Genomic DNA, 24985 nt, shown 5'->3' with positions numbered 1-24985 from the left:
GGTCGCCACGAGCTCAGCCGGCATCGGCGAGCGCCGATGGGAGTGAGCGCAGGTACCACATCGGGATCGCACCGGGAGAGGTGTCGACCGTGGCCCTCCTGCCGGGCGATCCGTTCCGCGTCCCGATGATCGCCGAGTTCCTCGACGACGTGCGCGAGGTCGCGCACAACCGCGAGCACCTCACGATGACGGGGACCTACAAGGGCCACCCGATCACCGCGACCAGCACCGGGATGGGCTGCCCCTCGACCGCGATCGCGGTGGAGGAGCTCGCGCGGGTCGGAGTGACGTCCTTCATCCGGGTCGGCAGCTCGGCCGCGACGCAGCCCGGCATCGAGCCCGGCGCGCTGCTCGTGAGCGAGGGCACGCTGCGCAACGACGGCACGTCCGCCGCGTACGCGCATCCGGGCTTCCCCGCGGTGCCCGATCTCGCTCTCACGTCGGCGCTGCTCGAGGCGACGCGCGAGATCGCCGAGCGCGAGGGCGTGCCGGTGCACTCGGGGATCAACGCGAGCGACGACGCCTTCTACGCCGAGACCCCGGAGTGGATCGCGACGCTCGAGCGCCACGGGATCCTCAACGTCGAGATGGAGTCGAGCGCGCTGTACGTCGTGGCCCGGCTCCGCGGGCTCCGTGCGGGCATGGTCTGCGCCTGCTCGAGCAACCTGGTCGACGGGGCGAGCCTGTACTCGGGCACGAAGGAGCGCCTCGCGCAGGGCTGGCGGCTCAGCATCGAGGCCGCCCTCGAGACGGCGGTGCGGCTGAAGCTCTGACGGCGGGGTCGCCGATCCGGGTGCTACTCGGCGGCCTCGGTGGCGCCGCTGGGCTCTGCCGAGGCGTGGCCGACGGAGGGGTCAGCGCGAGGAGTGCGGGGCTTCGGAGCGGGCTTCGACGATGCCTTCCCGGCGGCGCCCTCCTGCGAGGTCGGCTTCGACGCCGGCGGCCGCTTCTTCGGCACGGCCTTCTTCTCGGCCACCGCCTCGGCGGCCGCGGACGTCTCGGCCACCGCCTGAGCAGTGTCCAGCGCCGCGTCCTCGGCGGGCGATGCGGGCGGCACGCTCGCTCGGTCGGCCTCGGCCGCTCCGGCCGCCTCTGTCTCGCGGGCGACCGCCGCCTCGTCCGCCGCCGCCAGCCGCGCCGCGGCCTGCTCCGCGACCTCCGGGACCACGACGAGGTCGTCGGTCTCGATGATCGGGATCGCCGCCGTCGTCGGGCCGAGCTGCAGGGCCGCGATGAGCTCGGGAGCGTGCTTCGTGCTGATGATCAGGCGCGACCAGTCCTCGTCGACGAGATCGATCACCACGGCCGCGGCCGTGCGCTTGATCAGCAGGAAGTCCTTGCCGCCGTGGAACTTCCACGTGCCGGCCGCGATCGTGAGCGGTACGGCCGTGCCCGGGGCGCGGATGCCGCGGACCCAGATCCACGGGTCCTCGGTGACCGTCGCCGAGCGGATGCTCGCGCGATCGATCACGACGTCTCCGCGATGGAAGGCGAGCAGGCGCTCGGCCCTCGTCAGGCGCAGTTCGAGGCGGTCGGGGAGCACGGTCACGACGGGCATGCCTCTAGTCTGCCCCGAGTCCCCGCGGATCGCGCGGCGGTGCGACCATGGAGCGATGCCGATGGATCCCGACGAGCTGCGACGCCTGGACGCGCTGCTGGCCGAGCGGCAGGACGAGGCGCGCCGCGAGGCGGCCGTCCTCGACGAGGCCCTCGCCGAGCTGCTGCTGGCCCGCAGCGACGGCACGGCCGACGACGAGCACGACCCGGAGGGCACGCCGCTCTCGGCGGAGTGGTCGCGGATGGCCGGGGTGCGCGACGCTCTGACGCGGACGGAACGAGAGCTCACCGAGGCCCGCCGCCGGGTCGGCGAGGGCGGCTACGGCGACTGCGCCTCGTGCGGGCGGCCCATCGGGTCGGCGCGCCTCGGCGCCCGCCCGACCGCGGAGCTCTGCATCGACTGCGCACGGCGGGCCGAGCGCTCGCGCTGACCCTCGTCCGCCGGCCCTCGTCCGCCGGCCCTCATGCGCCGACCCTCGTCTGCTGGCCCTCATGCGCCGACCCTCGTCTGCTGGCCCTCGTCTGAGGGCGTGCACAGTCAGCGGCTCGGGGAAGCGCGGGTGCGTCTGCGAGAGTTCGCAGGTTGTGCCGCCGTGCCTGTGCCGCCGTGCCTCCGCGGTGCGTCCCGTGCGCTCCTCCACTTCCGCTCGAAAGGCCCACCCCATGACCGAGACGTCGACAGACCGCGGCGCGACCGGCGCCCCTCCCGCTCCCGACCGCCGGGCCTGGCGCTCGCTGGTCGTCCTGCTCGCGGGCATGTTCATCGCCCTGCTCGACACCACGATCGTCAACGTCGCGCTGCCGACCATCCGCACCACGCTCGACGCCTCGGAGTCGACCCTGTCGTGGATCATCTCGGGCTACGCGCTGGCCTTCGGCCTCGCCCTGATCCCGGCCGGGCGCCTCGGCGACCGCTTCGGCCACAAGTGGGTCTTCGTCAGCGGAGTCGCGCTCTTCACCGTCGCGAGCTTCGCCTGCGGCCTCGCCGCCGACGACGTCCAGCTCGTCGTCGCCCGCGTCGTGCAGGGCCTCGCGGGAGGCATGTTCGTGCCGGCGGTCAACGCCTACATCCAGCTGCTCTTCCGCGGTCCGTCGCGAGGCAGGGCCTTCGCGATCATGGGCGCCGTCCTCGGCGTCTCGTCGGCGCTCGGCCCGATCATCGGCGGCCTGATCATCCAGGCCTTCGGCGACGAGAACGGCTGGCGCCTGGTGTTCTGGGTGAACCTGCCCATCGGAGTCGCGACGCTGATCGCCGCGGCGCGCCTGCTCCCGGCCCGCCGCGAGCTCGAGTCGGGCCCCCGCGCACCGAGCGGCGGTGTCGACTGGCTCGGCCTCGTCCTGGTCTCGGGCGGACTCGTCGCACTGCTCGTCCCGCTGATCCAGGGCGAGGACGAGGGCTGGCCGCTCTGGACGATCCTCTCGATCGCCGGCGGCGCCGTGCTGCTGGCCGCCTTCGGCGCGTGGGAGGTCCTGTACGTCCGCCGCGGACGCACGCCGCTGGTCCCGCCGTCGCTCTTCCGCCACCCCGCCTTCACCGGAGGCGTGATCCTGGCCCTGGTCTACTTCGCGGCCTTCACGAGCATCTTCTTCACGATCTCGCTGCTCTGGCAGTCGGGTCTCGGCCACACGGCACTCGAGTCCGGACTGGTCTCGATCCCCTTCGCCATCGGCAGCATCATCAGCTCCTCGCAGAGCAACCGCCTCACCGCGCGTCTGGGGCGCAACGTCCTCGTCCTCGGCAGCGGCCTCCTCGCGATCGGCCTGGCCTGGGTGTGGCTCGTGCTGCTGACCGCGACTCCGGACTCGATCACGAACTGGCAGCTGCTCGCTCCCCTGCTGATCGCGGGACTGGGCAACGGCTTCTTCATCGCCCCGAACGTGCAGTTCATCGTCGCCACCGTCGACCCGCAGGACGCGGGTGCGGCCAGCGGAGTGATCTCGGCCATCCAGCGCATCGGCTCGGCCGTGGGCATCGCGGTGATCGGCAGCGTCCTCTTCGGAGGGCTGGTCATCACCGGACCCGACACCGTGGCCTCCGGGTTCCTCGACGCCGCCGCACCCGCGATGCTGCTCAGCACCCTGATGGCCGTCGCGGCCTTCGCGCTGGTGTTCGTCCTGCCGAAGTCGGTCTCGCGCCGCTGAGGGCTCCTGCGGGGCGGCGCCGCCGCCCCGCAGGAGTCCCTACGGACGCGCCGCCGCAGCCGCCTTCGCCGCCGCGGGCAGGGCGTCGACGATGCGCCCGATCGCGGCGTCGTCGTGCGCGGCCGACACGAACCAGGCCTCGAAGACCGAGGGCGGGAGCGAGACCCCCGAGTCGAGCATCGAGTGGAAGAACGCCGGATAGCGGAACGCGTCCTGCGCCTGCACCTCGGCGTAGTCGCGCACCGGTCGCCCGAGGTCGGTGAACACGAAGCTGAACAGGTTGCCCGCCGTCTGCACGGTGTGCGCGACCCCCTCGGCCGACAGAGCGGCCGACACCTCGCGCTGGAGGGTCGCGGCGGTGGCGTCGAGGGCGGCGTAGACCGCGTCGTCGGCCAGCTGCAGCGTGCGGATGCCCGCGGCCACGGCGACCGGGTTCCCCGACAGCGTGCCCGCCTGGTACACGGGTCCCAGCGGAGCGAGGTGGTCCATCACGTCCGCTCGGCCGCCGAGCGCGGCGACCGGCATGCCGCCCCCGATGACCTTGCCGAACGTGTACAGGTCGGCCCGGTAGGGGGTCTCGGCGTCGCGGTTCTCGAGGCCCCACCATCCGCCGGCGCTCACCCGGAACCCGGTGAGCACCTCGTCCATGATCAGCAGCGAGCCGTTGGCGTGCACGAGATCGGCGAGGGCCGCGTTGAAGCCCGCCTCCGGAGCGACGACGCCCATGTTCGCGGCCGCCGCCTCGGTGATCACCGCGGCGATCTCGGAGCCGCGCTCGGCGAGGACGGCGCGCACGGCGTCGAGGTCGTTGTAGGGCAGCACGATCGTCTGCGCGGCCGTCGCGGCCGTGACACCGGCCGAGGCGGGCAGCGACAGGGTGGCGAGTCCGGAGCCGGCGTCGGCCAGGAGCCCGTCGGAGTGGCCGTGGTAGTGGCCCGAGAACTTGATCAGCAGATCGCGCCCGGTGACTCCGCGGGCGAGCCGGATCGCCGTCATGGTGGCCTCGGTGCCGGTCGAGACGAGCCTCAGCTTCTCGATCGGTGAGACGCCGCCCGCGGTGATCCGCGCCTCGACGAGCTCGGCGAGCTCGGTCTCGGCCGGGGTCGACGCACCGAACGAGAGGCCGCGCGCGGCCGCTTCTTGCACCGCCGCCACGACCTCGGGGTGGGCGTGGCCCAGCACGGCCGGGCCCCACGAGCAGACCAGGTCGACGTACTCGCGCCCGTCGGCGTCCGTGATGTGCGGACCCGAGGCCGAGACCATGAAGCGGGGCGTGCCGCCGACCGAGCGGAAGGCGCGGACGGGCGAGTTCACGCCGCCGGGGATCGCGTGCCGGGCACGCTCGTACAGGCTGTCGTTCGCCGAGACGGCGTTCACCGGGGAAGTCACCCCTCCACGATACGGCGCGCTCGCTGCGCGCCCGGTGGACGAGGAGGGGCGGCGATCAGCGCTCGAGCAGATCGCGGGCGATCAGCGCTTCAGCAGATCGCGAGCGATCTCGACCGCCCAGTAGGTCAGCACGGCGTCCGCGCCCGCACGGAGGATGCCCGTGACGGATTCCAGGATCGCCGGCTCGCGCGAGATCCAGCCGTTCGCGGCGGCGGCCTCGATCATCGCGTACTCCCCCGACACCTGGTACGCCCAGACGGGGACGTCCGAGACGGCGGCCACATCGGCCAGCACGTCGAGGTAGCTCATCGCGGGCTTCACCATCACGACGTCGGCGCCCTCGGCGAGATCGAGCGTCGCCTCGCGCAGACCCTCGCGGCGGTTGGCCGGGTCCTGCTGGTAGGTGCGGCGATCGCCCTCGAGCGTCGACTGGACGGCCTCGCGGAACGGCCCGTAGAAGCTCGACGCGTACTTCGCCGAGTAGGCGAGGATCGCCGTGTCCAGGTGACCCGACTCGTCCAGCGCACCGCGGATCGCTCCGACCTGGCCGTCCATCATCCCCGACAGCCCGAGCAGGTGCGACCCCGCCTCGGCCTGCGCGAGCGCCATCTCCTCGTAGCGCAGGAGCGTCGCATCGTTGTCGACCCGGCCGTGCTCGTCGAGGACCCCGCAGTGCCCGTGGTCGGTGAACTCGTCCAGGCAGAGGTCGGTCTGCACGACCAGAGCGTCGCCGACCTCCGCCACCACCGCGCGGGTGGCGGCGTTGAGGATCCCGTCGGGATCGGTCGCGCCCGAGCCGACCGCGTCGCGGGTGGTGGGCACGCCGAACAGCATCACGCCGCCCAGTCCCGCCTCGGCCGCCTCGGTCACCGCTCCCCGGACGCTGTCGAGCGAGTGGTGCATCACCCCCGGCATGGAGCCGATCGGACGGGCATCGGTGATGCCCTCCGCGACGAAGAGGGGGAGGACGAGCTGGGCCGGGTGGATGCGGGTCTCCTGCACGAGCCGGCGCATCGCCGGGGTGGTGCGGAGTCGCCGCGGACGGATGGCGGTCATGCTCCAAGCCTAACTCCGCTCGGATGAGCGGCTCCTGGAGCAGAACTCTGCTGAGTGAGGGGTTGCTCCGCTGTCGGGTGGCACCCCCTGCTCTCGGCTGATGTTCCGCGACGACCGCCGCGGTCAGCGGCCGGCGTGCTCCGCGGCGACGCGGGCGACCGCGTCGATCAGGGACGAGGCCGAGCGCTCGTCGGCGACGATGTCGACGCGGAGGCCGAAGGCGCGCGCGTCCTTGGCTGTCTGCGGGCCGATGGCCGCGACGAGGGTCGATTCCGGGATCGGGCCCAGCTGGCTCTGCACCTGCTCGGCGACGCTCCCCGACGTGACGAGGATCGCGTGCACCGCGCCGCTCGCGACATCGGCGACGACGCGGTCCTCGACGGGGACGCCGACCGTGCGGTACGCGACGACCGAGCGGACGTCGTGGCCGATGCGCGTGAGGCCCTCGGTCAGCAGCGGCTTGGCGATCTCGGAGCGGAGGGTGAGGACGCGCAGCGGGTGCTTGCCGCCGGTCGCCTCCTCCCACTCGGCGAGGAGACCGCGAGCGGAGTTGTCCTCGGACGGGACGAGGTCGACGGCGTAGCCGGCGGCGACGAGCGCGGCGGCCGTGGTCTCGCCGACCGCAGCGACGCGGGTCGCCGGGGGAACCGTGGTGCGCAGCAGCGACAGGACGTCGACGGTGGTCGCGCTCGTGACGGTCATCCAGTCGAAGGCACCGGCCTCGAGGTCGGCGAGGGCCTGCTCGAGCGCCGGGAAGTCGTCGGTCGGAGCGAAGTTGATCATGGGCGCGACGACGGGCGAGGCGCCCTTGGCGCGGAGGGCCGCGGCGACGCCGTCGCCCCACGGACCGCCGCGGGGGACGAGCACGCGCCAGCCCTGCAACGGCTTCTCCCACTGGGAGTAGGCGGCGGGGACGATCACGAAGGGGCTCCCAGGGGTGCGAGGTCGGCGGCACCCGCACCGAGGAGCGCGTCAGCGAGCAGGGAGCCGCAATGGAACGCGGCATCGACGACGGGCAGTTCGCGACCACCATACTGCGGATCCGCCGAATGTCGACCTCCGCCGATCGAACCGTTACCGACCCGCTCCCTCACCTCGCGGCCGAGCGAGGCGGAGCCGTCGGTCGAGAAGACGACGCCGCGCAGCACGACCTCGTCCCCCGCGACCGAGGCGGTGGCGCCGATCGGAGCGGCGCAGCCGGCCTCCAGCGCGGCGAGCAGGCTCCGCTCGGCCGTGATCGCGGCGCGGGTCGGAGTGTGCTCGACGGCGGCGAGGGCCGCGCGCAGCTCGTCCGACGGCTCCTCGTCGCGGACCTCGATCGCCAGAGCGCCCTGTCCGGGCGCATGCGGCGAGACGTCGAAGTCGAGCAGCTCGGTGATCGCCTCGGTCCGGCCGAGCCGGGTGAGCCCCGAGACCGCCAGCACGATCGCGTCCAGAGCCGAGTCGCCCTCCTCCGTCACCCGGCGCAGGCGCGTGTCGATGTTGCCGCGGATGTCGACGATCTCGAGATCGGGGCGGGCCGACAGCAGCGCGGCGCGACGCCGCGGGGAGCCCGTGCCGACGCGCGCTCCCGGTTGCAGGGTCGCCAGCGTGCGGCCGTCACGGGCGCAGAGCGCGTCGCGCGGATCCTCGCGCTCGGGGACGGCGCCGAGGACGAGCCCCTCGACGGGAGCCGTCGGCAGGTCCTTCAGGGAGTGCACGATCGCGTCGCAGCGCCCCGCCAGCAGCGCGTCCCGCAGGGCGCTCACGAAGACGCCGGTGCCGCCGAGGGACGCCAGCGAGCCCGTCATGCGGTCGCCGTCGGACTCGATCCGCACCAGCTCGACGGGCACGCCCGCGGCGGCAGCCATGCGGTCGGCCGTCATGCGGGTCTGGGCGACGGCGAGCGCACTCGCGCGCGTGCCCACCCGGATGCTCACGGACGCACCTCCGTCACGGGGCGATTCCCGCGAGCGCGGGCTTGAAGCCGGCGCGGACGTTCTCGCAGCAGCCGGGGCGGCAGACGTCGTACCAGGGGCCGAGCGCCGTCATCGACGGGCGCTCCTCGGTCGGAGTGCCGTTGACGCGCTCGAGCACGAGGTCGACGAGGCCGGACACGTAGACGGGGTCGGTGCCGGGGGTGGCGACGCGGATCGCGACGAGCCCGTTCTCCTCGGACGTCTCGAGCGCCTCGTTGTCGAGGTCCCACATGACCTCCATGTGGTCCGAGACGAAGCCCAGCGGCACGATGAGGACGGCCTTGCGGCCCCGGGCGGGCAGCTCGGCGATCGCGTCGTTGATGTCGGGCTCGAGCCACGGCTGCGTGGGCGGGCCGGAGCGCGACTGGTAGACGAGCTGCCACGGCACGTCCACGGTGGTGGCCGCCGCCATGACGACCTCCGCCACGGCGAGGTGCTGCGCCTCGTAGGCGCCGCCCGGACCGAAGCCGTGCACGTCGACGACGGTGCCGTCGTCGTGGCGCTCGTGCGGTCCGCTGCGCTCGGCGTCGGCCATGGGGATCGAGTGCGTCGAGAACAGCACCTCCACCTCGGTGGCGAGGTCGATGCCCGGGAGGCGCCCCTGCAGCTCCTCGAGACCGTCGTGCACGGCCGTGACGAACGGCATGACGAAGCCCGGGTGGTCGAAGAACTGGCGCACCTTGTCGATCCGCAGCTCGCCCTCGAGGCCGGTGGCGTCGAGCGCCGCGGCGTAGTCCTCGCGGTACTGACGGCACGACGAGAAGGAGGAGTAGGCGCTGGTCGCGATGGCGATCAGGTTCGAGAAGCCGCGCTCCTTCGCCTCCGCCACCGCCTCGCTCATGTAGGGGGCCCAGTTGCGGTTGCCCCAGATCACGGGGAGGTCGATGCCGCGCTTCTCGAGCTCGGCCTCGAGGGCCGCCTTCAGCGCGCGGTTCTGCGCGTTGATCAGGCTGACGCCGCCGAAGTGGCGGTAGTGGTGGGCGACCTCCTCGAGGCGCTCCTCCGGGATCCCCCGGCCGCGGGTGACGTTGCGCAGGAACGGGATGACGTCGTCCTGCCCCTCCGGTCCGCCGAAGCCTGCCAGCAGGATCGCGTCGTAGGCGACGGGCACCTCGACGTGCTCGGGTCCGGACGCGGCGGGCGGAGTGGCCCCGCGGACCAGGACGCCGTCGGTCGTCGGGGAGTCGGGGGTCGTGTCGCTCATCGGAGCACCTCTGCGATCTGGTCGGCCTCGATGCGCCGACCGGTGAAGAACGGGACCTCTTCGCGCACGTGACGGCGCGCCTCCGTGGCGCGCAGGTCGCGCATCAGGTCGACCAGGTTGACGAGCTCCTCGTCCTCGAGCGCGAGGATCCACTCGTAGTCGCCGAGCGAGAAGGACGCCACCGTGTTCGTGAGGACGGAGCGGAAGCGCGAGCCCTGACGGCCGTGCTGGGCGAGCATCGAGCGGCGCTCCTCCTCGGGGAGGATGTACCACTCGTAAGAGCGGACGAACGGGTACACCGTCAGCCAGCGGGCCGGATCCTTGCCGCGCATGTACGCGGGCAGGTGGTTCGAGCTGAACTCGGCGTCGCGGTGCACGCCCATGGCGTTCCAGGTGGGAGCGAGACCCGCGAGCAGGTCGGTGCGGCGCAGGACCCGGTAGCCGCGCTGCAGCTCCTCGGGCTCGGAGCCGACGAGCCAGAGCATGATGTCGGCGTCGGCGCGCAGGGCCGAGACGTCGTACGTGCCGCGCACGGTGACGCCCTCCTCCGCGAGCCGGGCGACGACGCGCTCGTACTGCTCGGCGGCCGGGGCCAGGGCGTCGTCGGAGAGGGTGAGCGGACGTACGGGGTCCCTGCGGAGAACCGCCCAGAGCGTGTATCCCAGGGGCTGATCGGCGGGGGCCTGATCGGCGGGGGGCTGCGGCGAGGGAGCGGCAGCGTTCTCTTCGCGGGCGGACTGAACGGGACCCGCCGTTCCGGCGGTCTGATCGGTCATTGATCCATCATCCCTCCGCTCGCGCGGATGCACAAAAGCGTCGACGGCTCTGGCGCCCGGGGCTCCGGAACGCTAGCGGTGGCGCACGCACGAGCGGCCGCCCCCGGAGGGACGGCCGCTGCGGAGTGCGGAGTGGCTCAGTCTTCGGTGACCTGCTTGACGACGCCCCAGACGAGGAGTCCGACGGCCGCCGCGACGCCCGCCGCACCGGCGATCAGCGCGGACGGGTTCTGCCGGCTCACGACCCGGAACTTGCGCTCCAGGGTGCGCTGCGCGTCCTTCACCTTGCGGGGGACGTTGATCTTGTACTCGATGGCGTCGAGGGTGGCGGCGAGCTCGGTGCGCGCGCGCTCGATGTCGGCCTTCAGCTGGTCGGGCTTGAGCTCGGCCGGGTCGACGAAGCGGGGGGTGGTGGTGCTCACGTCAGTGGTCATAGGTTCCGACTCCCTTGAACGCCTGGACGTCCTTCTTGATGCTCTCGATCGAGTCCTGCGGGACGGGCGGGACGGCCTTCTTGATCGACTTGACGCCGACCAGGGCGAGCACCACGGCCACGATCAGGAAGAACACGGTGACGATCAGGGCCGACAGCCAGGCCGGCAGCCACGACGAGATGCCGATGATCGCGAAAGTCACGAGCGTGGCCCACGCGGTCAGGAGGAGGAAGGCCGCCACGGCGAACAGCGCCACCGCGAGACCCGCGTTCTTGGCCTTGCCGGACAGCTCGTTCTTCAGGGAGGCGAGCTCGGCCTTCACGAGCTCGACGACGAGCCCCGGGAGGTCGCCGACGAGCTCGCCCAGTGATCGGGCGTTCTTCGGATTGCGTTCGTTCACCACGGGAGCTCCTCGAGGTCGGGACGTGCCGGCCCGGCACCGGTCGATGGGGCCGAGCGGATGGGGACTAGGCCTTGCTCGTGGGGGTCGACGACGCCGAGCCCCTCGAGCCGGCCGAGGCCGCGGCCTCGTCGACCTTCGCGGCGGCGCGACGGGCCGCAGCGGTGGCCTCGGCGTCGCTGGAGCCCTGCGACTTCTTCCCGCCGGCGACCGCCTTCGAGACGACCGTGCGGACGAGCTCGTACGCCTTGTCCGACACGGTGTCGAGCTGCGTCTTCGCCGCTCCGCCGACCGCTCCCGCGACGTCCTGCACCGGCTGGGTCTGCCAGAACCGGTTGGCCGCCGCGGCGATCTGCTCGTACCGCTTGCGGCCCGCACGTGCTCCCAGCACGTATCCGGCTGCGGCTCCTGCCACGAAGATGATCTTGCCCTTCACGCCTACTCCTCGTCCTGGGCCGCTCTCGCGGCTCGTTCACGCGGTCGATGACCACTCGTGCCGGTGCAACCCGCACTCATGCGGGTGCCTGCGACCCAGAGTAGCCGTCGCCGTGCCGTTCTTCGTGCGCGATCCCGACGCCTTGACGCACCAGGCGGCGGCGGATAAGGGCGGCCGCCTCCGCCGCGTGCGGGAGCACGGAGGCGAGCCCGGTCCCGGCGATCCAGGTGCCCGTGACGGCGAGTCCTGCGACGGGGGCGAGCGCCCCGCGGAACTCCTCGAGCCGGTCGCGCCGGCCGAGTGCGGCGGCCGGGCGGACGTTGGCCCAGCGCACCCGGGCCGAATCGACGAGGGTCGAGGGGTCCAGGGGCACGCCCAGCAGGGTCGAGGCGTCGGCCAGCGCGACGGCGGACGCCTCCGCATCGCTCGCGCCGGCGAGCGGCGGGTGCTCGCCGGGTCGCCCGTAGGACAGCCGCAGGACGTGGCGTCCTGGCGGCAGGGTGGCGGCGAGCCACGACCACTTGGCGGTGGCGTGGGTGAGGGCCTTCGCGACGACGTCGTCCGCGGTCGGCGCGACGAGCACTCCGGAGCCGCGCGGGGCGGCGTCGAGGCGGGCGTCGTCGACGACGAGGGTCACGAGCTCGACCGAGTCCTCTCCCGGCTCGCCCTCGTCGCGAGCGGCAGGCACGAGGTCGGCGAGCAGGGCGCGGGCGTCGTGCTCGGGGGTCGCGACGATCACGGCGTGCGCGGTGAGGCCGGAGCCGTCGGAGAGGCGGAGGGAGAAGGGGCCGTCGTCGTCCGCCCGGCCGAGGCCCGCGACACCGATGCCGGTGCGGATCTCGCCCGAGAGGTAGTCGATCCGCTCGACGAGGGCCGCCACCAGGCGGTGCATGCCGCCGTCGAGACCGCGCACCGCGACTCCGGCGGGCACGTTGGCCCGGAGCGCCGCGACGGCGCCCGCGAGCGAGCCGCGGCGGGTGATCGCCCCGTTCAGACCGGGCGCCGCGAGGTCGACGTCGATGTCCTCGGGCCGCGAGGAGTAGACGCCCGAGACGACCGGGGCGACCAGGTCCTCGAGCACCCTCGCGCCCATCCGCGTGCGCACCAGCTCGGCGAGCGAGTGCGCCCGCCCGATGCGCAGCACGGGCATGAGGGTGTCCAGCCACGCGCGCGCGGCGGCCCGACGGCCGATCGCGCGGACCACGTCGGCGGCCAGGGGCGTGCTGGGGATCCCGAGGATCCCCGCCCGGGGCGAGGGCACGGAGCGCCCGCCCGCCAGATGCAGCCAGGACCCTCCCGTGCTGGGCGCGACGATCGACTCGGCGAGCGGCGTGCCCTCGAGGGTGAGGGCGGCGAGCGCCTTCTCGACGTGGCCGCCCCGGGTGGCGAAGCTGTCGGCACCGGCGTCGAGCACGGTACCCGCGAGCTCGAGCGGGGCGACGGAGCCGCCCACGCGATCCCCCGCCTCGAGCACGACGACCCTCAGGCCGATCCGCAGGCACTCCGCCGCGGCGGCGAGACCCGCGACCCCTCCGCCGACGACCGCGACGTCGTGGTCGACGGGGCTCCGCCCGGAGGTCACGGCCGCCAGTCGTGCGCGAAGGCGACGAGGCGCGTCAGCACGTCCGGGTCGGTCTCGGGCGGTACGCCGTGGCCGAGGTTCAGCACGTGGGCGGGGGCGCTGAGGCCGCGGCGGAGGACGTCGTCGACGTGCGCGGCCAGCACCTCCCAGGGCGCCGACAGCAGCGCCGGATCGACGTTGCCCTGCACCGGCACGAAGCCGCCGAGCCGGTGGTTCGCCTCGTCGAGCGGGATCCGGTAGTCGACCCCGACGACGTCCGCGCCGATGGCGTGCATGGCTCCGAGCAGCTCCCCCGTGCCGACGCCGAAGTGCACGATCGGCACGTTGCGGCGGACGCCTCCCGCGTCGAAGGCCAGATCGCGCACGTGGGTGAGGGCGCGGGCGGAGGCGGGGGCGACGCGGGCCGTGTAGTCGGCGAGCGACAGCGCTCCGGCCCAGGAGTCGAACAGCTGCGCGGCGCTGGCGCCGGCGAGCACCTGCGCGCGGAGGAAGCGGCCGGTGACCTCGGCCGTCCACTCCATCAGGCGGGCCCACGCGTCGGGATCGGCGTGCATGAGGGTGCGGGCGCGGATGTGGTCCTTCGACGGCCCGCCCTCGACGAGGTACGCGGCGAGGGTGAAGGGGGCTCCGGCGAAGCCGATGAGCGGGGTGCCGCCCAGGCCCGCGACGGTGCGGCGCACGCCCTCGCGGATCGGCTCGAGGCTCTCGTCGAGCACGGCCGGATCGATCGCGGTCAGCTCCTCGACGTCCGCCGCCGTGCGGACGGCCTTCTCGAGCACCGGGCCCCGGCCGGGGACGATGTCGACCGCGACCCCTGCGAGTCGCAGCGGGATCACGATGTCGCTGAAGAAGATGCCCGCGTCCGTGCCGTGCCGGCGCACCGGCTGGAGCGTGATCTCGCTCGCCAGCGCCGGGTCGAGGCAGGCGTCGAGCATCTTGGTGTCGGTGCGCAGCGCCCGGTACTCCGGCAGGCTCCGCCCTGCCTGGCGCATGAACCAGACCGGCGTGCGCTCGGGGCGCTCGGAGCGGTAGGCGCGCACGAGCGCGGAATCGGCGGTGCGCCCGGCGGAGAGGGGGTGCAGCGGATCGAGCAGGCCGTCGAGGGGGAGGTCACCGCCGCATTATTCCAGGCTTCCCCGAGCGTTCCTCCCGGATCCCGGGCCCACCGCCCCGGGACGGCGCGTAGACTGCTGGGGTGCTTCTGTGTCTGACGGCGTCGCACAAGAACGCCAGCTTCGATCTCCTCGAGAAGCTCTCCGTCGACTCCTCCGCCGTCGCCTCGGCCCTGGCGGACGGCATCGACTTCGTCTCGGGGGCCGTCGTCGTGGCCACCTGCAACCGCTTCGAGGCCTACCTCGACATCGACGAGCCGCTGACGGCCGCCCGCGCGGTCGCCGTCGAGGCCGCCACGGCCGCGGTCAGCGCCGCCACCGGCGTCGCGCAGGAGCAGCTGCGCGGCAGCGTCGACGTCGTCTCGGGCGATCGCGTCGCCGAGCACCTGTTCGCCGTCTCGAGCGGACTCGAGTCCGTCGTCGTCGGCGAGGGCGAGATCGCCGGCCAGGTGCGCCGCTCCCTCGAGGAGGCCCGCCGCCTGGGCACGACGTCCTCCGAGCTCGAGCGCCTGTTCCAGCGCGCCTCGCAGACCTCCCGCGGCATCAAGAACCGCACCGGCCTCGGCAGCGCCGGCCGCTCCATCGTCCGGCTCGCCCTCGACCTCGCCTCCAGCCGCGTCACCGACTGGCGTGCGACCCGGGTGCTCCTGATCGGCACCGGGAGCTACGCGCGCGCCACCGTCGCCGCCCTGCGCGACCGCGGCGTCGTCGACATCGCCGTGCACTCCCCCTCCGGCCGCGCGGAGGGTTTCGCCGTCCGTCGCGCCCTGCGCCCGATCGACGGTGCCGACCTCGCCGCCGAGGCGGTCGCGGCGGACGTGGTGATCACCTGCACCACCACCGAGACGCCCGTGCTCGACGCGGCCCTCCTCATCGACGGGCGCCTGCACGCGGCCGCCCGCGAGCGCCAGCTCGTCATCGACCTGGGCCTGCCCCGCAACGTCGCCGCCGACGTGACGAGCGTCTCGGGCGTCGAGCTCCTCGACCTCGAGACCATCAGCCTGCACGCCCCGCTCGAGGTGCTCGACGCCTCCGAGAAGGCGCGGGCGCTCGTCGACAAGGCCGCCCGCAAATTCTCGGACGTCGCCGACGAGAAGAGCCTCACTCCGGCCGTCGTCGCCCTCCGCGCGCACGTCTTCGACGCCCTGGACGCCGAGATCGAGCGCGCCCGCTCGCGCGGCGACGACGACGGACGGACCGAGCAGGCGCTGCGCCACCTCGCCGGCGTCCTGCTGCACACTCCGAGCGTCCGCGCCCGCGACTACGCCCGCGCCGGCGCTCAGGAGGCGTACCTCACGGGCCTCGAGGCGCTCTTCGGCATCGAGGTGCCCGCCGAGCCCGCCGTCGCGCGGCCGCAGAGCGACGACTCCGCCGCCACGGCCTGAGCCGGTCGTGCGCCTGAGGCTCCCCTACGACGCAGAGCCGATCCTCACCGACCGGCTCCTGCTCCGGCCGTTGCGCGTCGAGGACGCCGCCGACCACGCCCGCTACCAGGGTCACCCCGAGGCGGTGCGCTACCTCCGCTGGCCGGTGCGCACCCCCGAGCAGTCGCGTGCGCACCTGCTCACCCGGCTGCCCTCGGCGCGGCTGGCCGCCGACGGCGACGTGGTCGTCCTGGCGATGGTGCCGCGCGAGGGCCCGCTCTCCGGGCACGTCGTCGGCGACCTCACCCTCATCGCGTCCTCGCTCGAGCAGGGCGCCGTCGAGATCGGCTGGGTGCTGCACCCGGACGCACAGGGAGCGGGGCTCGCGACCGAGGCGGCGCGCGCTCTGCTGGACCTCGCGTTCGACCGGCTCGGCGCTCATCGCGCGATCGCGCAGCTCGACGACCGCAACACCGCCTCCGCCCGCCTCTGCGAGCGCCTGGGCATGCGGCGCGAGGCGCACCACGTGGAGGACGAGTACTGCAAGGACGAGTGGACGTCGACCCTCGTCTACGCGCTGCTGGCGCGGGAGCACCGCACCGTGAGCTGATCAAGCCGCGGCCCTGCTGATCGAGCAGCCCGCGCGGGGGGCGTATCGAGATCCACCACCGCTGGAGACGGGGTCTCGATACGCCGATCCGCGGCTACTCGACCAGCAGGCAGGCAGACTTACGCTCCGCGCAGCCCCGCGAACAGGTGCGCCTCGAGCCGGTCGAGCGGGATGCGCTCCTGCTTCATCGTGTCGCGGTCGCGCACGGTCACGGCGTCGTCCTCGAGCGAGTCGAAGTCGACCGTCACGCAGAACGGCGTGCCGATCTCGTCCTGGCGGCGGTAGCGGCGTCCGATCGCTCCGGAGTCGTCGAAGTCGACGTTCCAGAGCTGGCGGAGCCGGTCGGCCACCTGACGGGCCAGCGGCGACAGGGCCTCGTTGCGCGAGAGCGGCAGAACGGCGACCTTGACCGGCGCCAGGCGCGGGTCGAGGTGCAGCACGGTGCGGGTCTCGACCTTGCCCTTGGCGTTCGGCGGCAGCTCCTGCTCCTCGTACGCGTCGACCAGGAACGCCATCAGCGCGCGGGTGAGCCCGAAGGACGGCTCGATCACGAACGGCACGAAGCGCTCGTTGCGGGTCTGGTCGAAGAACGAGAGGTCCTTGCCCGAGTGCTCCATGTGCGTCTTGAGATCGAAGTCGGTGCGGTTCGCGACCCCCATCAGCTCGCCCCACTCGCCCGAGGCGAACGAGAAGCGGTACTCGATGTCGACCGTGCGCTTGGAGTAGTGGGAGAGCTTGTCCTTCGGGTGCTCGTACTGGCGGATGTTCTCGGGATCGATGCCGAGGTCGACGAACCAGTCCCAGGCGAGCTGCATCCAGGTCTCCTGCCACTCCTCGTCCGTGCCGGGCTCGACGAAGAACTCGAGCTCCATCTGCTCGAACTCGCGGGTGCGGAAGATGAAGTTGCCGGGGGTGATCTCGTTGCGGAACGCCTTGCCGATCTGGCCGATGCCGAACGGCGGCTTCTTGCGGGCGCTCTGGAGCACGTTGGCGAAGTTGGTGAAGATGCCCTGCGCGGTCTCGGGGCGGAGGTAGTGGAGTCCCGACTCGTCGTCGACGACGCCCAGGTAGGTCTTCATCAGCCCGGAGAACTGCTTGATCTCGGTCCACTGGCCGACCTTGTCGGGGTGCTCCGGATCCGGGATGTCCGCGAGGCCGTTCACGGGCGGGTGGCCGTTGACCTCCTCGTACTTCTCGAAGAGGTGGTCGGCGCGGTAGCGCTTGTGGGTGATCAGCGACTCGGTCAGCGGGTCCGAGAACACTCCGACGTGGCCCGAGGCGTTCCAGATCGCGGTCGGGAGGATCACGGCGGAGTCCAGGCCCACCACGTCGCCGCGGCCCTGCACGAACGCCTTCCACCACTGGCGCTTGATGTTCTCCTTGAGCTCCACCCCGAGCGGCCCGTAATCCCACGCCGAGCGCGTGCCTCCGTAGATCTCACCCGAGGGGAAGACGAACCCCCGGTGCTGCGCGAGAGTGACGACTCTGTCGAGGGTGGTGGGTTCTGCCACGGGTTGCTCCTCAGCTGTTCGGGCGCACGGGGCCCCGACGCGCGCCGGCTGCGCGCGTCCTGTGATGTGTGCCCCCATGGTAGCCGCGGGTCGAGGACGCCGAACGGTGCCGGGAGGCGCTCGGGCCGCCCGGGAGCGGGCAGGATGGCCGGATGAGCAGCCTCGCGCCGATCGTCGTCTCCGCCGTCGTCGTCCTCCGGGAGCGCCGCGTCCTGATGGTGACGGCGCGGGGCCGCGAGGTGGTCTACCTGCCGGGCGGCAAGGTCGATGCGGGCGAGACGGGCGAGGAGGCGGCGGCGCGCGAGGCCGAGGAGGAGCTCGGCACCGCGACCACGCGGCTCGAGGAGCTCGTCGTCGTCCGCACCCAGGCCCACGGCGAGCCGGAGGGCCGCGAGGTGCACATGCGCGTCTTCCTCGCCGAGCTCGCCGGGGAGCCCGCGGCGAGCGGCGAGATCGACTCGCTGCACTGGATCGGCACCGCCGAGGCCCACCGCTGCCCTCCCGCCGGCGTCGCCGTCCTCGAGCACCTCCGCGCCCTCGACCTGGTCGACTGACCCGGCGACGCGCCCGGACCGCCCGCCGTGTCGCGCCGACTGACGGCGGCCCCGGCGGCCGCCGCTCGGCGGCGGCTACCCTCGTGCCGTGGAGACGAGACGACGCGCCAGGGACCAGCCGCTGCCGGGAGAGCCCCTGCGGCTCGAGGCCGTGCGGATGGAGGCGGCCGTGCCGATCCTGCGCATCTTCTCGGTCGCGAAGGCGGGCGAGTTCTACGTCGACTACCTCGGCTTCACCGTTGACTGGGAGCACCGCGCGGGCCGAGACGCTCCGCTCTACCTGCAGGTGTCGCGCTCGGGACTGCGCCTGCACCTCAGCGAGCACCACCGCGACGGCAGCCCGGGAGCCGCGCTGCACGTGTCGCTCCGCGGCGTGCGCGAGCTGCACGCCGAGCTCGACGCCAAGGCCTATCCCTATCTCAATCCGCGGATCACGCGCTCGCCGTTCGGCTTCTCGCTCGAGGTGATCGACCCGTTCGGCAATCAGCTCCGCTTCGCGGAAGCCGTGCCGGAGCCGACTAGCGCCTGAGAAGCGGAGAGGTCAACCGTTCACGCCACGTCCATCCGTTTCGGAGTGCGGTCGCCTAGCGTGGCCGTCGATGACTGCTCAGCTGACGACGGAACGACCGGACACGGTCCTGGCGTCGGAGCGGGCGCGACGCGTGCCCCTCCGGGCCCGCCGCCTCGTGGAGCGGGCCGTCCGCGTGGCGCCCCTGGCGATGGGCACGGTCGCCACCAGCGCGATCCTCCTCGGCTCGCTCGGCGTCGGCTACCTGCCCGGCGACTCGCCGCTGCGCGAGTGGCCGCTCATCGCCGCCATCCGCTCGACCGCATCGCTGACCGAGATCAGCGCGATCCTCGTGCTCGGCGGCGGACTGCTGCTCCTGCTCGCCTGGCTCCGGCTGCGCACGCTCGCCCGGAGCGAGGACCCCCGTGCGCTGCGCACGATCCTCGTCGCGGCCGCCGCGTGGTGCGCACCGCTGCTGATCACGGTGCCGCTGTTCAGCCGCGACATGTTCTCGTACGTCGCTCAGGGCCGCCTGATGACCCAGGGCATCGATCCGTACTCCCACGGGGTGGCCACCCTGCCCGGCTGGTTCCTGCTCGGCGTCGACCCGGTCTGGGCCGACACGCCGACCCCCTACGGGCCTCTGTTCCTCCTGATCGAGCGGACGGCCGTGCAGCTCGCGGGCTGGTCCTCGCCCGAGCTCTCGGTCGCGATGCTGCGCGCCGTCTCGGTGGCCGGGGTGATCGCCCTCGCGGTCTACGCGCTGCGACTGGCCCGACTGCGCGGCCTGTCGACTCCGCTGACCGCTTGGATCGTCGTGGCGAATCCGCTGACCCTGATCCTGTTCGTCGTCGCCGGGCACAACGACTCGCTCATGCTGGCGCTCATCCTCGCCTCGCTCTACTACGGATGCACCGACCGTCACGTCCTCGCGGTCGTGCTCATGGGCGCCGCGATCGCGGTGAAGCCGGTCGCCGTGATCGCACTGCCGGTGCTCGCCCTGCTCTGGCTCCGGCACGACGCGACAGTGCGCGAGCGCCTGCGCGGCTGGCTCTGGACCGGGCTCGGAGCGCTGGGCCTCGTCGTCGCGCTCGGCTTCGCGGCGGGCGTCGGAGTGGGCTGGGTCGCCGCGATGATCGTGCCCGGCACGATCCTGCACTGGTACGCGCCGATGTCGCTCGTCGCGGTGCTGGTCTCGTCGTCGGTCGAGCTGACGGGGCACGACCCGGCGGCGGCCGTGACGCTAGTCAAGCTGCTCGCCCTGACGCTCGCCGGGGCCGTGGCCGCCTGGCTCCTGCTGACCCGCCGAGCGATCGACCCCCTGGCGCGGCTCTCCACGGCGCTGCTGGCGTTCGTCACGGCCTCCTCCGCGATCCACCCCTGGTACGCGCTCTGGATCCTGCCGATCGCCGCCCTCGCGCGTCCGTGGCGGAGCGTCCACGTGCACCTCGCCGTCTACGCGACGATCTTCCTGATGTGCGTGACCCTGGCGGAGCCGGTCGAGGGCAACGGCGGGATCCTCGATCAGCTGCCGGGCCGGGTCGCGACGATCGCCGCGATGGCGGTCGTGGGCCTCTACGTGCTGCTCGGCTACACCGACTCGGAGCGTGTGGCGGTGCGCGGGCTTGTGCGCGGGCTGCCGTTCGGCGGCGAACTCGTGTCGCGCGGCTCCGATCTGCTGCAGCGGTCGACGGGCGGCCGCCTCGGCACGCGGCTGGACCGCCGCTACGCGAGCGTCCGCGCACGCGACTGACCCGCGTCTGCGGCGAACGCTCCGGCCGGCGCGGAACGCCCGGGTCGATCGCGGTCGCTCGGGCTAGGAGTCGGAGTCGGAGTCGCCCGACCGGCGACGGCGGCGCTCGATGGCGGCCTGGGCGGCGGTCGCCGCGGCCTCGGGGTCGCCCGAGGAGAGCACGCCCGAGAGCGAGGAGAGCCACCGCGCGTCGTCGCGGCTGCCGTGCAGGGCGTTCGAGAAGAGCGGGAGCTCGGTGCGCGTGGCGTGGATCGCGTACGACTCGCGGCTGTAGCCGTTGTCGGGCACGACCGGCGAGCGGTGCTCGGCGCGGGTCGTGCGCTCGGTCGAGGCGTCGCTCCGGACGGGCTCGTCGTGCTCGCTGGGCTGGGCCATCGGTCCTCCTCGTGTCACCGCTGCCGTGGCGACGGAGCGGGCGGACCGGCGACGGTGCCGGGCGCGAGGGTCAGCGTACCCCGGTCACGGGGCGTCGAGCTCGTCCGCGTCGCTCCGGCGCGGCATCGGGCGCCAGACGACGACCTCCGTCCGCCGCTGGGCACGCGTGCCGTGGCGGAGCGTGACGACGTCTCCCTCGAGGCCCGCGGCGAACACGCGACGGCCGGGACGGTTGAGCAGCTCGTCGGCCAGGGCCGACTCGAGCTCGCGCACGCGGGCGGACAGCGACTGCACCTGGTTCTCGAGCTGGAGGATCCGCGCAATGCCCTCGAGGGACACGCCCTCGGAGGACAGCCGGGCGACCTCGCGCAGCTGCACCACGTCGCGCATCGAGTAGCGGCGCGACTTGCCCGCGGTCCGCGTCGGTCGGACGAGTCCGAGCCGGTCGTACTGGCGCAGCGTCTGCGGGTGCATGCCGGCGAGGTCGGCGGCGACGGCGATCGCGAACACGGGGGTGTTCTCGTCCATCGTCGCCTCCTCTCCGGCCGGTCGGGCCTGTCGCGTCCGCAGGGACGCCGTCGCGCCCGCGCCTAGTAGCGGGACTTCTCCAGGATGTCCTCGCGCGGGTTCTCGGCGGGCTCCGCGGCCGCGTAGGCCTCGAGCGCCGCCCGAGCGGCGGAGGACAGGTGATCGGGCACCGCCACCTGGATGACGGCGAGCAGATCTCCGGTGCCCTTGCCGGTCTCGACGCCGCGGCCCTTGACCCGCAGCACCCGTCCGCTCGGCGTGCCGGGCGTCACCCGCAGCTTGACGGGATCGCCCCCGAGCGTCGGCACCTCGATCGTGGCGCCGAACACGGCCTCCACGAAGGTGACCGGGACGTTCACGCGGAGGTTCAGTCCGTCGCGCTCGAAGACCGGGTGCTTGCGGACGGCCACGGTGAGCACGAGATCGCCCGGCTCGCCGCCGTCGGGGCTGGGGCGCCCCTTGCCGCGCACGCGGATCTTCTGCTGGTCGGCGACGCCGGCGGGGATGCGGACGGAGAGCGGTCGGCCCTCGCCCGTCTGCAGCTGCACCGTGTCGCCGCGGGTCGCGGTGCGGAAGTCGATGGTCGTGCTGGCGGTGACGTCGGACCCCTTCTGCGGTCCGCCGAAACCGCGGAAGCCGCCCGTGGGCTGGCCGAAGCGGCTGCCGCCCGGCGCTCCCCCGAACATCCCGCCGAGGAGGTCCTCGAATCCGGGAGGGGGGCCCTGCCTGCTGCCGGCACCGGGGCGCCCGCCCTGGCCGAACACGTCGCCGAAGACGTCGTCGAACCCGCCGGGCTGGCCGCCGGCGGTGAAGCGCGCGCCACCGCCCATCGCGCGGATCTGGTCGTACTCCTTGCGCTGATCCGCGTCCGAGAGGACGGTGTACGCCTCGCTGATCTCCTTGAAGCGCGCCTCCGCCCGGGCGTCCCCCGGGTTGGAGTCCGGGTGGAACTGCCGGGCGAGCTTGCGGTAGGTCTTCTTCAGATCCGCCGCGGAGACGTCCTTGGACACGCCGAGGACCTTGTAGAAGTCCTTCTCGAACCAATCCTGGCTGGCCATGTGCCTCTTCCTGTGTCGAGTGCGGCGAGGGACCCCGCCCCGACCGGGCCTCGCCCGAAGGGGCGGACCGGGTGCGGGACGGGGTCCCTCGCGGTGGTGCGGGAGGGTGTCAGTCGGCGGGGACGGCCACGACCACCTTGGCGGCCCGCAGCAGCGAGCCTCCGAGGTAGTAGCCCGCCTCGACGACGTCCGCGACCGTGGAGGTCTCGGCGCCCGGGGTGGGCTGCTGGAAGATCGCCTCGTGGATGTTCGGGTCGAACAGGTCCCCGACGGCTCCGGTCTTCACCAGCCCGAGCTTCTCGATCCCGCCGCGCAGCTTCTGCGCGATGGCGGTGAACGGACCGCCCTCCTGCAGGTCGCCGTGCTTCTCGGCGCGGTCGAGGTCGTCGAGCACGGGGAGGATGACCTTCACCGCATCGCCGATGGCCCGCTCCTTCTCGACCTGCCGGTTCGACTCCGTGCGCTTGCGGTAGTTCGCGTACTCCGCGGTGACCCGCTGGAGGTCGGCGAGGTGCTCCGCTGCGAGCGTCTCGGCGTCGGACTGGCCCGAGAGGAACGAGAGGTCGGCGTCCGAGAGCGTCGTCTCGACGTCGGGGCCCTCGGCCTCGATCAGACCCTCGGTGTCCTGGGCGGACTCGGCCGCCTCGGCTCCGGTGGTCGGCTCGTCCTCGGGCACGCCCTCGGTCGGCTCCTGGTTGTGCTTGCCCATCGCTACTTGGTGTCCTTCGGCTCGTCCTCGTCGATGACCTCGGCGTCGACGATGTCCTCGTCGTCCTTCTTCTCGTCCTCGGCCGGCGCGTCCTGCGGGGCGCTCTGCGCGGCCTGGTCCTGCGAGTAGATGGCCTGCCCGATCTTGGTCTGCGAGGCGTTGAGGGCGTCGAACGCGGTCTTGACGGCCGCGTCGTCGTCTCCGGCGAGCGCGGTCTTCAGCGCGTCGACGTCGCCCTGCACCTCGGACTTGACGTCCTCGGGCAGCTTGTCCTCGTTGTCCTTGATCAGCTTGTCGATCGAGTACGCGAGGGTCTCGGCGCTGTTGCGGATCTCGGCCGCCTCGCGGCGGGCCTTGTCCTCGGCGGCGTGCTCCTCGGCCTCGCGCACCATGCGCTCGATGTCGTCCTTCGGCAGCGACGAGCCGCCGGTGATCGTCATCGACTGCTCCTTGCCGGTGCCCTTGTCCTTCGCGGACACGTGCACGATGCCGTTGGCGTCGATGTCGAAGGTGACCTCGACCTGCGGGATGCCGCGCGGCGCCGGCGCGATGCCGGTCAGCTCGAAGGTGCCCAGGTTCTTGTTGTCACGGGTGAACTCGCGCTCGCCCTGGAAGACCTGGATCGCGACGGACGGCTGGTTGTCGTCGGCCGTGGTGAAGGTCTCGCTCCTCTTGGTCGGGATCGCGGTGTTGCGCTCGATGAGCTTGGTCATGATCCCTCCCTTGGTCTCGATGCCCAGCGAGAGCGGGGTGACGTCGATGAGGAGGACGTCCTTGCGCTCGCCCTTGAGGACGCCGGCCTGCAGCGCGGCGCCGACGGCGACGACCTCGTCCGGGTTGACGCCCTTGTTGGGCTCCTTGCCGCCCGTGAGCTTCTTGACGAGCTCGGCCACGGCCGGCATGCGGGTCGACCCGCCGACGAGCACGACGTGCGCGATGTCGTCGACCTTCACGCCCGCCTCGGCGATGACGTCGGTGAACGGCTTGCGGGTGCGCTCGATGAGGTCGCTGGTGAGCTCCTCGAACTTGGCGCGGGTCAGCGTCTCGTCGAGGTTCGCCGGGCCGTTCTCGGTGAGCGAGAGGTAGGGCAGCTGGATGCTGGTCGAGGTGCTCGAGGAGAGCTCCTTCTTGGCCTGCTCCGCGGCCTCCTTGAGGCGCTGGCGGGCGATCTTGTCCTTCGACACGTCGACGCCGGTGGAGTCCTTGAAGCGCTTGACGAGGTAGTCGACGACGCGCTGGTCCCAGTCGTCGCCGCCGAGGCGGTTGTCGCCCGAGGTCGAGCGCACCTGGATGGTCGAGAAGTCGTCGTCCTTGCCCACCTCGAGGAGGGAGACGTCGAAGGTTCCGCCACCGAGGTCGAAGACGAGGATGAGCTCGTCCTCCTTGCCCTTGTCGAGGCCGTAGGCGAGGGCGGCCGCGGTGGGCTCGTTGATGATGCGGAGGACGTTCAGTCCGGCGATCTCGCCGGCGTCCTTCGTGGCCTGGCGCTCGGCGTCGTTGAAGTACGCCGGGACGGTGATGACCGCGTCGGTCACCTTCTCGCCCAGGTACTGCTCGGCGTCGCGCTTGAGCTTGCCCAGGATGCGGGCCGAGATCTCCTGCGGCGTGTACTTCTTGTCCTCGACCCCGAAGGTCCAGTCGGTGCCCATGTGGCGCTTGACCGAGGCGAGGGTGCGGTCGACGTTGGTGACGGCCTGGCGCTTCGCGGTCTCGCCGACGAGCACCTCGCCGTCCTTCGTGAACGCGACGACGGAGGGGGTAGTGCGGAAGCCCTCGGCGTTCGCGATGACGGTGGGCTCGCCGCCCTCGAGGACGGCCACGACCGAGTTGGTGGTTCCCAGATCGATGCCTACGGCACGGGACATAGCGTGTTTCTCCTTCGCGACCGGCCGTCCGTGAGGGGGTCGATCAGTTGTCGTGAGTGGTGCTGACGTGAGTGGTGCAAACCTCCGCGGGACTTGAGCCCCGC

At 72.7% G+C, this 24985-nt stretch carries 26 protein-coding genes; 8 read left to right on the top strand and 18 right to left on the bottom strand.

Features of this window, described 5'->3' with window-relative positions:
- The first annotated feature begins 89 nt into the window (after positions 1 to 89).
- Complete coding sequence (locus AC0CID_RS17170) at positions 90 to 773, top strand: nucleoside phosphorylase (RefSeq protein WP_465227767.1); 684 nt, start codon at positions 90 to 92, stop codon at positions 771 to 773.
- A gap of 23 nt (positions 774 to 796) precedes the next feature.
- Here the strand turns inward: AC0CID_RS17170 and AC0CID_RS17165 are convergent, their stop codons facing one another.
- Positions 797 to 1558, bottom strand: coding sequence for a hypothetical protein (locus tag AC0CID_RS17165; RefSeq protein ID WP_465227766.1), 762 nt, complete (start codon positions 1556 to 1558; stop codon positions 797 to 799).
- Between the two features lie 55 nt (positions 1559 to 1613).
- On the opposite strand from AC0CID_RS17165, the gene AC0CID_RS17160 reads away from it, so the two are divergent.
- Together AC0CID_RS17160 and AC0CID_RS17155 are read left to right on the top strand one after the other, a co-directional pair.
- Positions 1614 to 1988, top strand: coding sequence for a TraR/DksA family transcriptional regulator (locus tag AC0CID_RS17160; protein ID WP_465227765.1), 375 nt, complete (start codon positions 1614 to 1616; stop codon positions 1986 to 1988).
- Between the two features lie 232 nt (positions 1989 to 2220).
- Entirely contained in the window at positions 2221 to 3699 is a 1479-nt protein-coding gene (locus AC0CID_RS17155; protein ID WP_465227764.1) for an MFS transporter, read from the top strand.
- 39 nt (positions 3700 to 3738) lie between these two features.
- Here AC0CID_RS17155 and hemL read toward each other — a convergent pair whose 3' ends face one another.
- The 11 genes from hemL to hemE all read right to left on the bottom strand — a co-directional run bounded on the left by hemL (position 3739) and on the right by hemE (position 14028).
- Entirely contained in the window at positions 3739 to 5088 is a 1350-nt protein-coding gene (gene hemL, locus AC0CID_RS17150) for a glutamate-1-semialdehyde 2,1-aminomutase (protein ID WP_465227763.1), read from the bottom strand.
- An 81-nt stretch (positions 5089 to 5169) separates the two neighbouring features.
- Positions 5170 to 6144: a porphobilinogen synthase gene (gene hemB, locus AC0CID_RS17145; protein WP_207403072.1), complete on the bottom strand. Its 975-nt coding sequence runs from the start codon at positions 6142 to 6144 to the stop codon at positions 5170 to 5172.
- Between the two features lie 123 nt (positions 6145 to 6267).
- Positions 6268 to 7062, bottom strand: a complete 795-nt coding sequence (locus AC0CID_RS17140; RefSeq protein WP_465228128.1) for a uroporphyrinogen-III synthase — start codon at positions 7060 to 7062, stop codon at positions 6268 to 6270.
- On the bottom strand, positions 7062 to 8063 hold the full coding sequence (hemC, locus tag AC0CID_RS17135; RefSeq protein WP_465227762.1) for a hydroxymethylbilane synthase: 1002 nt from the start codon (positions 8061 to 8063) through the stop codon (positions 7062 to 7064). Before hemC ends, AC0CID_RS17140 begins: the two co-directional genes overlap by 1 nt.
- A gap of 13 nt (positions 8064 to 8076) precedes the next feature.
- Positions 8077 to 9306, bottom strand: a complete 1230-nt coding sequence (locus AC0CID_RS17130; protein ID WP_465227761.1) for a ferrochelatase — start codon at positions 9304 to 9306, stop codon at positions 8077 to 8079.
- The gene (hemQ, locus tag AC0CID_RS17125) at positions 9303 to 10082 is read right to left on the bottom strand and encodes a hydrogen peroxide-dependent heme synthase (RefSeq protein WP_207403075.1); all 780 of its coding nucleotides are present in this window, start codon (positions 10080 to 10082) and stop codon (positions 9303 to 9305) included. The genes AC0CID_RS17130 and hemQ overlap by 4 nt, the downstream gene beginning before the upstream one ends.
- Before the next feature lie 137 nt (positions 10083 to 10219).
- The gene (locus tag AC0CID_RS17120; protein WP_251945372.1) at positions 10220 to 10504 is read right to left on the bottom strand and encodes a DUF3618 domain-containing protein; all 285 of its coding nucleotides are present in this window, start codon (positions 10502 to 10504) and stop codon (positions 10220 to 10222) included.
- Position 10505: 1 nt separating this feature from the next.
- Positions 10506 to 10919: a phage holin family protein gene (locus AC0CID_RS17115; protein WP_077224022.1), complete on the bottom strand. Its 414-nt coding sequence runs from the start codon at positions 10917 to 10919 to the stop codon at positions 10506 to 10508.
- A gap of 64 nt (positions 10920 to 10983) precedes the next feature.
- Positions 10984 to 11352 carry a hypothetical protein gene (locus tag AC0CID_RS17110; RefSeq protein WP_465227760.1) on the bottom strand — a complete coding sequence of 123 codons (369 nt, stop codon included), beginning with the start codon at positions 11350 to 11352 and terminating at the stop codon, positions 10984 to 10986.
- A gap of 76 nt (positions 11353 to 11428) precedes the next feature.
- Complete coding sequence (hemG, locus tag AC0CID_RS17105) at positions 11429 to 12934, bottom strand: protoporphyrinogen oxidase (protein WP_465227759.1); 1506 nt, start codon at positions 12932 to 12934, stop codon at positions 11429 to 11431.
- Positions 12931 to 14028: a uroporphyrinogen decarboxylase gene (gene hemE, locus AC0CID_RS17100; protein ID WP_207403144.1), complete on the bottom strand. Its 1098-nt coding sequence runs from the start codon at positions 14026 to 14028 to the stop codon at positions 12931 to 12933. The genes hemG and hemE overlap by 4 nt, the downstream gene beginning before the upstream one ends.
- A 101-nt stretch (positions 14029 to 14129) precedes the next feature.
- On the opposite strand from hemE, the gene AC0CID_RS17095 reads away from it, so the two are divergent.
- Positions 14130 to 15431 (top strand): glutamyl-tRNA reductase, encoded by a 1302-nt coding sequence (locus AC0CID_RS17095; protein ID WP_207403078.1) that lies wholly within the window; start codon positions 14130 to 14132, stop codon positions 15429 to 15431.
- 7 nt (positions 15432 to 15438) lie between these two features.
- Positions 15439 to 16020 (top strand): GNAT family N-acetyltransferase, encoded by a 582-nt coding sequence (locus AC0CID_RS17090; protein ID WP_465227758.1) that lies wholly within the window; start codon positions 15439 to 15441, stop codon positions 16018 to 16020.
- 119 nt (positions 16021 to 16139) lie between these two features.
- On the opposite strand, the gene AC0CID_RS17085 is transcribed toward AC0CID_RS17090, so the two are convergent.
- Positions 16140 to 17531, bottom strand: a complete 1392-nt coding sequence (locus tag AC0CID_RS17085; protein WP_465227757.1) for a glycine--tRNA ligase — start codon at positions 17529 to 17531, stop codon at positions 16140 to 16142.
- A 152-nt stretch (positions 17532 to 17683) separates the two neighbouring features.
- Between AC0CID_RS17085 and AC0CID_RS17080 the strand changes: the two genes are divergently transcribed.
- From AC0CID_RS17080 to mptB, 3 genes are all read left to right on the top strand, one after another.
- Positions 17684 to 18085, top strand: coding sequence for an NUDIX domain-containing protein (locus tag AC0CID_RS17080; protein WP_465227756.1), 402 nt, complete (start codon positions 17684 to 17686; stop codon positions 18083 to 18085).
- A gap of 88 nt (positions 18086 to 18173) precedes the next feature.
- Positions 18174 to 18614 carry a glyoxalase superfamily protein gene (locus tag AC0CID_RS17075; RefSeq protein ID WP_207403081.1) on the top strand — a complete coding sequence of 147 codons (441 nt, stop codon included), beginning with the start codon at positions 18174 to 18176 and terminating at the stop codon, positions 18612 to 18614.
- A gap of 70 nt (positions 18615 to 18684) precedes the next feature.
- On the top strand, positions 18685 to 20346 hold the full coding sequence (gene mptB, locus AC0CID_RS17070) for a polyprenol phosphomannose-dependent alpha 1,6 mannosyltransferase MptB (RefSeq protein ID WP_465227755.1): 1662 nt from the start codon (positions 18685 to 18687) through the stop codon (positions 20344 to 20346).
- A gap of 63 nt (positions 20347 to 20409) precedes the next feature.
- On the opposite strand, the gene AC0CID_RS17065 is transcribed toward mptB, so the two are convergent.
- From AC0CID_RS17065 to dnaK, 5 genes are all read right to left on the bottom strand, one after another.
- A complete protein-coding gene (locus AC0CID_RS17065; protein ID WP_207403083.1) occupies positions 20410 to 20721 on the bottom strand; it encodes a hypothetical protein in 312 nt (103 codons plus the stop codon).
- A gap of 84 nt (positions 20722 to 20805) precedes the next feature.
- Positions 20806 to 21249, bottom strand: coding sequence for a heat shock protein transcriptional repressor HspR (locus tag AC0CID_RS17060; protein WP_207403084.1), 444 nt, complete (start codon positions 21247 to 21249; stop codon positions 20806 to 20808).
- Between the two features lie 62 nt (positions 21250 to 21311).
- Positions 21312 to 22307: a DnaJ C-terminal domain-containing protein gene (locus AC0CID_RS17055; RefSeq protein ID WP_465227754.1), complete on the bottom strand. Its 996-nt coding sequence runs from the start codon at positions 22305 to 22307 to the stop codon at positions 21312 to 21314.
- A 109-nt stretch (positions 22308 to 22416) separates the two neighbouring features.
- On the bottom strand, positions 22417 to 23016 hold the full coding sequence (locus tag AC0CID_RS17050) for a nucleotide exchange factor GrpE (protein ID WP_207403086.1): 600 nt from the start codon (positions 23014 to 23016) through the stop codon (positions 22417 to 22419).
- Positions 23017 to 23018: 2 nt separating this feature from the next.
- Positions 23019 to 24881: a molecular chaperone DnaK gene (gene dnaK, locus AC0CID_RS17045; RefSeq protein ID WP_207403087.1), complete on the bottom strand. Its 1863-nt coding sequence runs from the start codon at positions 24879 to 24881 to the stop codon at positions 23019 to 23021.
- Positions 24882 to 24985 lie beyond the last annotated feature (104 nt).

This window comes from Rathayibacter sp. AC451 (genome assembly GCF_979253095.1).
Note: the sequence above shows the minus strand (reverse complement) of the source record. Positions and strands in the feature narration are given on the sequence as shown.